The organism is Candidatus Paceibacterota bacterium, assembly GCA_026195275.1.
Classification (GTDB): domain Bacteria; phylum Patescibacteriota; class Minisyncoccia; order Phycocordibacterales; family JABMNX01; genus JABMNX01.
This window is the reverse complement of the sequence record JAPHQU010000002.1, coordinates 83,781-96,205: the sequence shown is the minus strand read 5'-3', so window position 1 is coordinate 96,205 and position 12,425 is coordinate 83,781. Positions and strand designations below refer to the sequence as shown.

10 protein-coding genes are annotated in these 12,425 nt (G+C 50.9%); 1 reads left to right on the top strand and 9 read right to left on the bottom strand.

Features of this window, described 5'->3' with window-relative positions:
- The 4 genes from OQJ98_01350 to rpsP all read right to left on the bottom strand — a co-directional run bounded on the left by OQJ98_01350 (position 1) and on the right by rpsP (position 5,426).
- Positions 1-3,174, bottom strand: coding sequence for a DNA-directed RNA polymerase subunit beta (locus tag OQJ98_01350; protein MCW9054611.1), 3,174 nt, complete (start codon positions 3,172-3,174; stop codon positions 1-3).
- Positions 3,175-3,803: 629 nt separating this feature from the next.
- Entirely contained in the window at positions 3,804-4,448 is a 645-nt protein-coding gene (trmD, locus tag OQJ98_01345; protein MCW9054610.1) for a tRNA (guanosine(37)-N1)-methyltransferase TrmD, read from the bottom strand.
- A 117-nt stretch (positions 4,449-4,565) separates the two neighbouring features.
- Positions 4,566-4,883: a KH domain-containing protein gene (locus tag OQJ98_01340; GenBank protein MCW9054609.1), complete on the bottom strand. Its 318-nt coding sequence runs from the start codon at positions 4,881-4,883 to the stop codon at positions 4,566-4,568.
- A gap of 108 nt (positions 4,884-4,991) precedes the next feature.
- On the bottom strand, positions 4,992-5,426 hold the full coding sequence (gene rpsP / locus OQJ98_01335) for a 30S ribosomal protein S16 (protein MCW9054608.1): 435 nt from the start codon (positions 5,424-5,426) through the stop codon (positions 4,992-4,994).
- 83 nt (positions 5,427-5,509) lie between these two features.
- Between rpsP and rnr the strand changes: the two genes are divergently transcribed.
- A complete protein-coding gene (gene rnr, locus OQJ98_01330) occupies positions 5,510-7,438 on the top strand; it encodes a ribonuclease R (GenBank protein MCW9054607.1) in 1,929 nt (642 codons plus the stop codon).
- Between the two features lie 49 nt (positions 7,439-7,487).
- Here rnr and OQJ98_01325 read toward each other — a convergent pair whose 3' ends face one another.
- From OQJ98_01325 to OQJ98_01305, 5 genes are all read right to left on the bottom strand, one after another.
- Positions 7,488-9,704 carry an AAA family ATPase gene (locus OQJ98_01325; protein ID MCW9054606.1) on the bottom strand — a complete coding sequence of 739 codons (2,217 nt, stop codon included), beginning with the start codon at positions 9,702-9,704 and terminating at the stop codon, positions 7,488-7,490.
- 68 nt (positions 9,705-9,772) lie between these two features.
- Complete coding sequence (gene rnc / locus OQJ98_01320) at positions 9,773-10,465, bottom strand: ribonuclease III (GenBank protein MCW9054605.1); 693 nt, start codon at positions 10,463-10,465, stop codon at positions 9,773-9,775.
- A gap of 8 nt (positions 10,466-10,473) precedes the next feature.
- Positions 10,474-11,403 (bottom strand): transcription antitermination factor NusB, encoded by a 930-nt coding sequence (gene nusB / locus OQJ98_01315; GenBank protein MCW9054604.1) that lies wholly within the window; start codon positions 11,401-11,403, stop codon positions 10,474-10,476.
- Between the two features lie 45 nt (positions 11,404-11,448).
- On the bottom strand, positions 11,449-11,730 hold the full coding sequence (gene rpmF, locus OQJ98_01310; GenBank protein ID MCW9054603.1) for a 50S ribosomal protein L32: 282 nt from the start codon (positions 11,728-11,730) through the stop codon (positions 11,449-11,451).
- Positions 11,731-11,829: 99 nt separating this feature from the next.
- Positions 11,830-12,408: a ribonuclease HII gene (locus OQJ98_01305; GenBank protein ID MCW9054602.1), complete on the bottom strand. Its 579-nt coding sequence runs from the start codon at positions 12,406-12,408 to the stop codon at positions 11,830-11,832.
- Between the last annotated feature and the right edge of the window lie 17 nt (positions 12,409-12,425).

Below are 12,425 nucleotides of genomic sequence, written 5' to 3'. Positions count from 1 at the left end.
CTACTCTTCGTTAGACTCTTCGCTCTTAAGTTCGACGTCAAGTGAAAGTCCTCGCAAATGCTTGAGTAGGACATTAAACGATGCCGGGGTGTTTAGTTGAGAGATGTGACCACCCTTCACGATAGTGTCGAAGGCGGCTGATCGCCCGACAATATCGTCCGATTTGATGGTGAGCACTTCACGGAGCGTATATGCGGCTCCATATCCAAGAAGTGCCCAGACTTCCATCTCTCCAAATCGCTGACCACCACCCTGAGCCTTTCCGCCAAGCGGTTGCTGGGTGATGAGTGAGTATGGGCCGATTGAACGCATGTGGATCTTGTCCTCCACCATGTGGTGAAGCTTAAGGATATACATATAACCAACTGCCACATCCTGATCAAACGCTTCTCCGGTGCGGCCGTCAAAGAGCTCCATCTTACCGTTCTTGTTGTGCCCCGCCCTCTCAAGCTCACTCTCAATCTCCTCTCCGGTTGCGCCGGCAAATGGTGGTACGATTGCTTGGTAATCAAGCGTATTTGCGGCAAGTCCGAGGTGCATCTCAAGAATCTGCCCGAGGTTCATACGAGAAGGCACACCAAGTGGCGTGAGAATGATGTCAATCGGCTCACCGTCTGCTGAGTATGGCATGTCTTCTTCAGGAAGAATGTGTGAGATCACACCCTTGTTTCCGTGACGCCCCGCCATCTTGTCTCCAACTGAAATTGGGCGGAGTTGCGCTACTTCAACATGGATACGCTTAATGATGCCTGATTCGAGATTGTCACCATTCTCACGCGAGAAGATCTTTACCCCGACCACGCGACCGCGCTTCCCTCCCTCAAGACGAAGTGAGGTGTCCTTCACATCTTTTGCTTTCTCTCCGAAAATTGAGCGCAAAAGTCGCTCTTCCGGCGTAAGCTGTGTCTCACCCTTCGGGGTGACCTTTCCAACCAGGATATCACCCGGTCGCACCTCAGCACCGATACGAACAATTCCTTCCTCATCAAGATTCCGAAGCTTTACTTCACCAACATTCGGGATGTCGTGTGTGGTCACCTCAGGACCGAGCTTGGTATCGCGAACCGAGACACTGAACTCTTCAGTATGAATACTGGTAAAACGACTATTCTTTACGAGCCGCTCAGAAATAATAATGGCGTCCTCGTAGTTCGCTCCTGACCATGACATGAACGCAACACGGATGTTCTGCCCGAGTGCCACCTGTCCATTATCACTCGACGTGTTGTCGGCAAGGAGTGCTCCTTTCTTAACCTTCTGCCCAACTGAAACCACCGGACGGTGGTGTGAGACGCCGAAGTCGTTGGTGCGCAAGAAATTCACAAGTGAGAACGTCTTTTTCTCGCCCTTGTTGGTGGTTAGTTCTATCTTCTTTGCGTCAACATAGGTAATCTCGCCAGATTCAGGAGCATAAATGAGTCGTCCTGAGTCGCGGGCAATCTGTTCCTCAATCCCTGTTGCCACAATAGGCGCCTCCGGCAAGATACACGGAGTCGCCTGCTTCTGCATGTTTGAACCCATGAGTGCGCGGTTCGCATCGTCGTTCTCAAGGAACGGAATCATTGATGGGGCGATTGAGAACGCCTGGTTTGTTGCGACATCGATATACTCAATATCTTCACGAGGGACGAGCGTTGGCTCGCCGGCGATACGCACCTCAACCACCTTCTCTGTGATGAGGCCGTCTTCCCCGTATGACGTTGCGGCATGTGCTATTTTTCGTCGCTCCTCTTCAAGCGCGTTTAAGTACTCGATCTCTCCGGTAACCTTGCCACCTGAGACTTTTACATATGGTGTTTCTATGATGCCAAACTCATTGATTCGTGCGTATGTCGAGAGGTGAAGGATAAGACCAATGTTCGGTCCTTCCGGTGTGTGGATCGGACAGAGGCGTCCGTAGTGAGACGGATGTACATCGCGCACCTCGAAGCCGGCGCGCTCACGAGTGAGTCCACCCGGACCGAGTGCTGAGAGCGTGCGAAGATGCTCCATCTCAGAGAGAATGTTCTGCTGACTCATAAACTGAGAAAGCTGGTTGGTCGTAAAGAATTCTTTGACCGCCGCTTGGAACGGTCGCGGGTTGATAAACTGCATTGGAAGTGTTGTCTCCGCCTCAACCGTTGACATGCGGTCCTGAATATTTCGCTTCATGCGACTCATACCAACACGGACCTTTTGCTGAAGTAGCTCACCAACGTACCGCACACGACGGAAGCCAAGGTGATCAATATCGTCAGCGACCGCGTCCGGTGTATTGTTGAGAGAGATGATGTTTGAGACGATCAGGACAATATCATCAAGCGAGACCGTGCGTCGCTCAAGCTCCTTGCCGTCAATCGACATACCAAAACGCTGGTTGAAGTGTCGTCGACCTACTTTGGAGAGGTCATATCGCTCTTCACTAAAGATTGATTGGATATACTCCCGCGCATTTTGCGCGGTCGCAAGATCCCCGTCACGGAGACGTCGGTGAATCTCAATATATGCTTCATCGACTGTTTTTGCGGGATCCTTCTCGAGCGTTGCTTCAAGCGCCGCCTTTGCGTTCGGGTTCCCTTTAAGAAGGTCGAACATGTCCTTGTCATAGGTCGCGCCCATGATACGCAGAAGTGATGTGACCGGGAACTTTCGCTTACGATCGATCTTAACGTAGATTGCACCGTCTGCTTCCGACTCGATTTCAACCCACGCACCACGCGCCGGTATGATCTTTGCACCAAAGTGCGATTTGCCACGAAGCTCTTTCGTACCAAAAAATACGCCAAACGAGCGTGCAAGCTGCGGCACGATAACTCGTTCAACACCGTTGATCACAAAAGTCCCGTGATCGGTCATCATTGGGATATCAGCAAGAAAAATCTCCTGCTCCTTGGTTCCGCCAATGGTTTTATTCTTAAGAGACACGATCGCGCGCAGCGGTGCCTCGTAGGTGAGCATGTTCTTCTTGGCAAAGTACTCGTCATACTTTGGCTCACCAAACTCTATCTTTGAGATCTCAAGATCAAACTTCTTGCTTGAATAATCTTTGATCGGAGAAAACTCATCAAATATCTCTTTGATGCCTTCTTCAATGAGCCAGCGGTATGACTCGAGTTGTGCTTCCACAAAGTGTGGGTACTCAGCTTTCGGCTCTTTGAAGCGGCCGAAGATCTTTGTGTCTTTTGTCTCTAGCATGTCGCGCGCGTGATTTATGTGGGAGTAAACAAAATAACAGCACAAAGATAAACTTCAATAGAAGTTTATCTTGAAAGTGTGTTGTGTGATTCGATTTGTAATCTGAGTACTCAGCCTGTTGAATACTCAAAAACGTATTAAAAAGAAAGCGTCAGTTACTCAATCATCTCAGAAAAACGTATGTTGCCATACTACACGAAGCCTTTGAAGGTGTCAAATCCGTCCTTGAGAGAGGTGTGTATAGCGCCGCGGGACTATCACAAATTAAAAGACCCGACGCATACGCGTCGGGTCTTCTGCAAAGAAGAGCTCTCAGTAGGGCCTGGGCACCCAAGACTCAGCGAGCGCGGACTTGATTGCGGGTTGTCTGCTTGCCGCAGCAGAGACTGTGTCGCAGTCGTTGCCGTGACAGCGGTCGCAATGTCCGCAGTTCAGGCAGCTCCGCTCTGATTCTTGTTGTGAAGACTGATCGTCGATTATTGGCATTGTAAAACCCCCTAAGGTTTTTAGCAGACCCCCGTGGCCTGCCTTATTTCTGTTGACTATAGTATACAAAAAATAAGATCTGTCAATAGCTTCTTATCCACACTGAGCGACGAATCTTGATATATATGCCTGGTGTTGTTCGTTTACTTACTTCTCTTTTTTTTCCACTCCTCTATCTTCTTATGATGACCTGAGAGTAATATTTTAGGAACTCGGTATTGTTTATCCTTCCAAACGAGCACTTCGGGGCGTGTGTACACCTCGCTCGCGCTCACTCGCTCTTCTTCGAGCGACTCGTACGCGCCGAGCACCCCGGGGATCTGCCGCACCATCGCGTCGATCATGACTGCTGCCGGAAGCTCTCCACCAGTGAGCACATATGGTCCGATCGAGACATGTTTTGCTTTGAGTATCTTTGCGACACGCGCGTCTACTCCTTCGTAGTGCCCACAGATGAAAACAATATGTTTGTATTTCTTTGTGAACTTGCGCGCAAGATTATTCGTAAACTGCTCGCCGCTTGGCGAGAAAAAGACCGTAAGCACATCTTTCTTTCGCCCGATAGCCTTCCCTGCTGCGCGGAGCACTGACGCTGCCTCAAGGACCATACCGGGGCCACCGCCATAAGGTTTTTGGTCAACCCTATTGTGCTTGTCTTTCGTGTAATCGCGCGGATTATAAAATGAGACTTTTATTTTTTTGTCCCTTTGTGCGCGCCCCAAGATCGATGCATCGAGATACGGCTCGATGCTCTCGGGAAATAAAGTAACTATGTGAAAATGAATCATGTTTAGGTGTTAGGTTATAGGTTATAGGTGATTGGGTTGTAATTCAAGTTCCTAAGAAAACACCCGGCGAAGCCGGGTGTTTTCACTAAAACCTAAAACCTACTACCTAAAACCTGGTTAGAGGTCGAGTCCTTCCATCGCTTCGTCAACGGTCTTGGTTGCACTTCCTCCTTCCCTACCGCCGGTGCCGCCTGCTGGCTCATTGATCTTGAGGTTTACTCGGGCGTCGTTCTTCATACCAACGACGCGAAGGAGTGTGCGGATCGCTTTCGCGGTGTTGCCTGAGCGTCCGATGATCTTTCCCATGTCCGCGGGGTTCACATTAAGCGTAAGGAGCACCCCCATCTCGTCAACAACGCGATCGATCTTTACATCATCCGGATTATCAACCAGTGCTTTAACTACGTACTCGAGAAACTCTCTGTCTTGTTCCATATAGATCTTATCTGATATTTGTAACGGCCTACTCAGCAGCCTACGCTAAGCAATACCTATCTATAACTATGATGAAGTCCGGAGGTGAAGTCAATGACTCACTTGTGCTTATTCGCTCTTCTCTTCTTCTGCCGGAGCTTCCTCTACTGACTTCTCTTTCTCAGCTGAAGTCTCCTCTGCTGGTGCTTCTTCAGCGGGCGCCGTCCCCTCCGCAGGTGCCTCTGCTGCTTCGGCCGGAATTTCTGCCGACTCTTCGACTTCCTTTACAATCGGAGATTTCTTTGGAAGCACGTTCACCTTCTTCCCCTCAATCACCCCTTGTCCAACAAGTAGGTTGTGTACCGTGTCTGAGACTTGCGCGCCCGCACTGATCCAATGCTTTGCGCGCTCACCGTCAATAACAACTGAGTCCATCTTTGGGTTGTAGTTGCCAAGCACCTCAATATACTTCCCGGACTTTGGTCCGCGAGTTGATTCGGTAACGACCACGCGGAATGACGGGTCATTCTTGCGGCCAATTCGTGCTAATCTAATCTTTAACATGCGCTCTAATGTACCAGAGCGGGCGTCCTGCGTCAATCTCCTCTGAGTTTCCAGGCGTAGCTCTCGTGTTATACTCAACAATCATGACATCACAGAAAGAAAATACTATAGAAGGAATAATCAGCGTCACCGGACGCGGCATCGGCTACGTCACTGCAGAGGGATTTGAGCAAGATATCGAGATTCCCGAGGGGTCGCTCAACACAGCGCTCCATGGTGATACGGTTGAGATTGTCCTCCTTCCGAAGCGTGCGGATATACGCCAACAAGGCGAGGTTCTTAGTGTCAAAGAACGAGCACGAACCCGCTTCGTCGGGACAATCAAGCGTGAGAGTGGCATGTATTATCTCGTCCCTGATGAACGACGTATGTACGCAGACATTGTTGTCACCGAAGGTGCTGAGGCGACTCCCGAGAATACAAAGGTGCTTGTCGAGCTTTCCGAGTGGCACGACCCGCGCAAAAACCCGCATGGCAAGGTCATCCAAGTCATTGGAAAGAAAGGCGAGCACGAAACCGAGATGCAGGCCATCTTGATTGGACACGATGTCGACACATCATTCCCTGCTGACGTTGAGACACAAGCTCTAAAGATAGGAGAAAACCGTGAGATCACCGAAGAAGAAGTCACAAAGCGGCGCGACATGCGAGAAGCAACCACCTTCACCATCGACCCGGCAGACGCGAAAGACTTTGATGATGCACTCTCGGTTACGTTTATTGATGAAGACACGATTGAGGTCGGAATCCACATTGCCGACGTCACCCACTACGTACGGCCCGGCTCAGCGATTGACGAGGAGGCACAGAAGCGCGGCACGTCAATCTACCTCGTTGATCGCACTATCCCCATGCTCCCCGAGGTACTCTCAAACGACGTATGTAGCTTAAACCCGAACGAAGATAAGCTCGCTTTCTCCGCGGTCTTTGAACTTAATCGAAATGCAGAGGTAAAAAGTCGTTGGTTCGGTCGCACCGTGATCCACTCAGACAAACGCTTTACCTACCAAAGCGCGCAAGATGTACTCGACGGCGCATCGGGAGAATACGAGAAAGAGCTCAAGGAGATGGAACGACTCGCAAAAGAACTTCGTGCAGGACGTTTTAAGGAAGGATCGATTGCGTTTGAGAGCGATGAAGTGAAGTTTGAACTCGACGAGAAAGGAAAGCCGATTAACGTCATTGTAAAGGAGCGCCTTGAGACCATGATGATGATTGAGGACTTCATGCTCCTTGCAAACCGCGAAGTCGCCCGATTCCTCTATGATGAAAGTAACGGCACGAGCCAACTCAGAGATACTGTTGTCTACCGAATCCACGACGCACCAGACGAAGAGAAGATCCAAGAACTCGCGGTCTTCCTCAAAGCAATCGGCTACGATCTCGAAGAGAAGCAGGGTGTTGTACGCTCGCGTGATATCAACAAACTCCTCGAAGCGGCAAAAGGAAAGCCTGAAGAAAAGCTTATTCAGACCGCCACTATTCGCTCAATGGCAAAAGCAATCTACTCGACAAAGAATATTGGGCACTTTTCGCTCGCCTTTAGTTACTACACACACTTCACTTCTCCGATTAGGCGCTACCCGGACATGATGGTGCATCGCATCCTCGCCCACTACCTCGGTGGTGAGAAGGTACCGCACGACGAACTCCAGCGCTACCGCAGACTCGCGATTGAGTCGTCTCAGCGTGAAGCCGACGCAGTTGCTGCAGAGCGCGAATCAATCCGCTACAAGCAGGTTGAGTATATGCAAGACCATGTTGGCGAAATGTTCGACGGCATCATCAGTGGCGTCACCGACTTTGGTGTTTTTGTTGAGGAGAATAAGACGAAGGCGACCGGCATGATTCGTCTCCGCGACCTCCCGGACGACTACTATGTGTTCGACCGCTCAAAGTACGCAGTTGTGGGCGAGCGCACCAAGCGCGCCTACCGCCTCGGCGACTCGATTCACGTTAAACTCGCCGAAGCAAGCCTTGATGACAAGCAACTCACCTGGAAACCGGTATAAAAGGATACGAAGATAAACGCCACACATGTGTGTGGCGTTTATTTTTGTACTATTTCGCTACCTGCACTGCTTCGTCGAATTTGACCGAGAGAAGTTTTGAGATGCCGTCTGACCCCATAGTGATCCCGTAGAGGATACCGGCGACTGACATCGTCTCACGATTGTGGGTAATAAGGATAAGCTGCGTCTTCTTCGCAAGCTCTTTAATCATCTCGCCATACTTACGCGAGTTAGCCTCATCGAGCGCCGCTTCGGTCTCATCGAGTATCAAAAATGGCGGTGGGTTCACCTGGCTCATTGCAAAGAGAAGCGCGATTGAGGTAAGTGCACGCTCACCACCGGAGAGCATCTGGAGTCCCTTCACTTTCTTGCGTGGAAGCGAGACACCAATATCAATACCGGCTTCTATCTCGGCTTCTTCCTCTCCCAAATCTCCCGTAAGAAGCATATTGTTCTTCACACGCTTCTTCTGTTCAAGCACCGTAAGCTTCGCCGAGCCGCCATCAAAAAGAAGTTCAAAGAAGTGCTGGAACTCCTTGTTGATTTTAACAATCCCCTCTCGAAACTTCACCGCCAACTGCTCATCAAGGTCGGCAATGACGCGCTTGAGTGACTCACTCGATGTCTCGAGGTCGCGCACCTCGCGCTCAAGAAACTCGTCGCGCTCGCTCGCCTCTTGGTACTCCTTGAGCACCTCGTCGCTTGAGCCGCCCCCGGCTTCCTCAACACGAATCTTCAAGCGCTCAACCTCCCGCTTCCGCTCCTCTTGAGAGCTCCGCGCCTCAGCGCGTGCCGCGTCTTCGTTAAGCGTAATATCCGCATAGCCAAGGACAAGCCTTCCGCCGAGTACTGCCCCTTCTTCCACATCACGATTAAACTCTGCTTCCTGCTGCTTGAGGACCTCTTCGTCACGCGCCAGGTCACGCAATGTACCCTCAACCGTGTTCTTCTCGGTTGTAATACGGAAGACCGCACGCTCAGCATCACGCCCCTCTTCCCTGCTCTCATCAAGCTCCTCTTGGAGCTTTTTGTATGTCTCCCTGAGCTCGGCCTCCTTTGTTTCTGCTTCCTTGAGTTTACCGTCAAGCTCATCTTTTTCTTTGCGGAGCGCTTCAATATCTCCATGGCCATCTTCGACTCCTTCTTGTTCTTTGTGTGTATTGAAAAATGAGACGACAAGCGAGCGAACCTTCTCAAGCCCACTCTTTACTCGGTCAAGCGAATCGAGCGTCATTGCATCAGCAACCTCACGTTCGATATCGTCAGCGAGCATCTTTACTGCAGACAGTTTGACAACACTGTCGGCCGTACGCTGCACATGTTTCTCCGCGTATGAGATCTGGCCCTCGAGCCGCCCCACTCTCCGAGCAAGCTCGTCGCGCTCTTTGCGGGTCTCCCTGAGCTTCTGCTCCACCTCGAGCACCTCTTTGCCACGAGCGTCTTCTTCTGAAACCTTCTCCAGTGTTGCACGGGCTTCGGCAAGCTCGGCATTGAGTCGTGCGAGCTTCTCGCGCGGCTCAGCCGCTCGTACCGCGATATCCGCTTTCTTGCTTGTAATATAAAACTCTTCACGCCTGAGATAGTCGCGCAAAAGCTCGGTGAGTTCTTCGCGCATCTGCTTTGAGCGCTCAATCTTCTCGACCTGTCGTTTAAGGAAGCGGAGATGCGGCGCGATCTCCTTACGCAAACTCATAACCTGGTTGATATTTTCTTCCGTCTGCTCAAGCTTCTTCTCGCTCTCCTTTTTCTTGTATTGAAAGATCTTGAGCCCGAGCGCATCCTCAATCATCTCGCGACGCTCTTTGATACTCGCCGAGAGAAGCCGATCAGCCTCGCCCTGCGAGATGATATGGTGCCCGGACGAGCCGATATTTGCACTTGCAAGCAGTTCAGCGACATCCTTGAGTCGCACGGAGCTTCCGTTGATGAGGTACTGATTCACTCCGTCGCGGTGCACAATACGCTCAATGGTCACTTCGTCAAAATCGATATCAAAGAGCCGTGAGGTATTGTCAAAAGACACTCTTGCGGATGCGCGATTCCCGCGCGACTGGGTGTGTGAGCCACCCCAGATAAGGTCTTCGCCACGCTTGGTACGCATCGACTTAAGCGACTGCTCGCCGAGCACAAAACGGAACGCTTCGGCGACGTTCGACTTTCCCGAGCCATTGGGGCCCACAATAGCGGTGATTGCTGAGGCAAACGTAAGCTCGCTCTTCTTCGCAAAAGATTTGAATCCGGAGAGTTCGAGTGATTTCAAGTACATAGATACGCCCTATTATATCAAAGAAAACCCCGGCGCGCCTAAAGGCGCGCCGGGGTTTTTGCTCACAATTACCACCCCTTGAGTTCAAGTGCTGCTTGTGCCGCATCCTGCTCTGCCTCTTGTTTTGAGAGCCCTTTACCAGTCGCAATCTGCGCTTTGTCGAGATAAACACCGATCACAAATGTCTTATCATGATCTGGTCCACGCTCTTCAACAAGCTCGTAGCGCGGGGTAATACCAGCGTGCTCCTGTGCCTGCTCTTGAAAGCGACTTTTTGCGTCTTGCCAGAGACCCTTCTCGACGATATCTTCAGTGAGATGAAAGAGGTTGTCGTCAATAAACTTCTGCGCCGCTTCGTAGCCCTGATCGAGGTAAAGCGCGCCCGCAATCGCTTCAAAAGTGTTTGCGAGAATATACTGACGCGCTCGCCCGGTGTCCTGCGCCTCTCCTTTTGAGAGACAGAGGTATTCATTCACTCCAAGCTTATCTGATGCCGCTGAGAGCGAACCTGTATTAACGAGTGCCGCGCGATACGCAGTAAGCTCGCCTTCGGTCTTCTTGGGGTACTTCTTATAGAGAAAATCAGTCACCACGAGCTCAAGAACCGCATCCCCAAGAAACTCGAGTCGCTCGTTGTGTTCAAGACCACTCTCTTTGTGCTCATTGATATATGAACGGTGAATAAACGCTTGCTTAAGCAAGCCGATGTCATTGAAAGAAACGCCAAGTGCCGTTTCAAATTTGTGTATATCTTTTTCCATATTCAGTATTACTCTTCTGCCTCTTTCGGTTCATCATTCTTCACGAGCAAATTGATTGCGGACGTGATTATTGGGAGGATATCATCGTAGAAATTGAGGTCAAGGATATTCGAGAGTTTGAACCACTTCGCGTCGTCCAACCCACCTTTGTTCTCAGGAAGCATAAGATCATCAAACGGCGCCTTGGCGAGGTAGTAGATCACCTGCTTGCGGACCTTGCCGTTCTCTGGATGTGTCGCGACATACTCATTGGTGCCGAGTTTTTTCTCAGTCGATACCTCAATACCGAGTTCTTCCTTCACACTACGCTTAATCCCATCCTTGATCTCCTCGTCTTCCTCAACATGCCCTTTGGTGAGCGTCCAGTGTCCGAAGACGTCATGCACGAGTGCGAGGTATACCTCTTCACCTTCGCGCGCATACACCACCGCGCCACCAAGACGCTCGATTGGCATGTCCTCATACGGTACCTCTTTCTTCTTTTTCTTCTTTGAGGTCTCGTGTTTGCCCGGCTCGCCAAGCTCTTTATACACTGCACCAAGAACTCCGTTCACGAACCGGCCACTACTCTCTCCACCAAAGGTCTTGGCGAGTTCGATTGCCTCATTGATCGCAACTTTCGCCGGCACTTCTGCGCGATCCGCAAAGAGAAGCTCTGCCAACCCCATCCTCAGCACATTGCGATCAACTACCGATATCTTCTCAATTGGCCACTCGGGTGCTGCTTTTACAATAATATCGTCGAGTTCCTTGCGTTTTGAGACCACAGTATCAAGGAGTCGCTTCATAAACGAAATATCGCTCGAACCCGGAGCAAATTCGTCCGTGTTTCGAGCGAGCGCCTCATCGATATCCACACCTTTTCCTGCCACATCATCAAAATCAACCTCGAATAGAGTTTGAAGAACAATACTTCTTGAAAGGTGCCTATTTGCCATATCTAAAACAAATGTGTGGAACCTCCCCAGCTAAACGCCCTGCGTTTACTTTGAAGATTCCTCCGGAGTCTTTGTATCACCCTCTCTCTCGGGTGTTGCCTCCCCCATCTCCCGCTGTCGTGCCTCGGCCTTTACGGCTTTCTTCTCGGCCTTTCGAGCGACGTCGAGGACAACACGACCGCGGTACTGACCACACTCTGTGCACGCCCGGTGACGAAGCTGTGGTGCCTGACAGTTCGGACACGTCGAAACACGCGGCTCAACAAGCCCGTGGTTACTCCGGCGGCTGCCGGTTTTTGATCGTGTAAGTCGCATCCGTGCTCCCATATGACGAGATTATACATGATATCTTACGAATCGCAAGATGTCGTGAAGCGTTAGGTTTTAGACGCTAGGTGGTTAAGGACGATGAGCGCCAACCGGCGACTAGAAACCTCTTAAGAAGCTGCGCCGATGCAGCGGGCACAGTCCGTGCTCCTCTATCGCCTCATAGTGACGTTTCGTGCCGTATCCTTTATGCTGCTCAAAACAATACTCAGGATGACGCTTCCCCATGTGTGTCATGTAGCGATCACGGGTGACCTTGGCAACAATCGAGGCAAGCGCAATTACGTGTTCTTTCTCATCCCCTTTAATGATGGTCTGTTGGTTCACATACTCCTCCGGTGCCTTAAGCCCCCCGTCGAGAAGCACGAGACATTCCCCCGGGTCGACACTGAGCTTTTTAAGCGAGCGGGAAAGCGCAAGTCTGATTGCATACGCAATCCCTCTTTCATCGATTACCTGCTCACCCACCGAGGAGACCGCATAAATGACACCTGACTCCTTTATTTCGGTAAACCATCCTTCTCGTTTTTTTTCAGTAAGCTTCTTGGAGTCACGAAGCCCATCGAAGTCCTGCCATGATGACTCGCGTGAGAGCAACACGGCACCAACTGAAACCGGCCCTGCGACCGGCCCACGCCCCACTTCGTCGATTCCGATAATATACTTGACCTTTTTCATAAGGAGTTTTCCTCAGG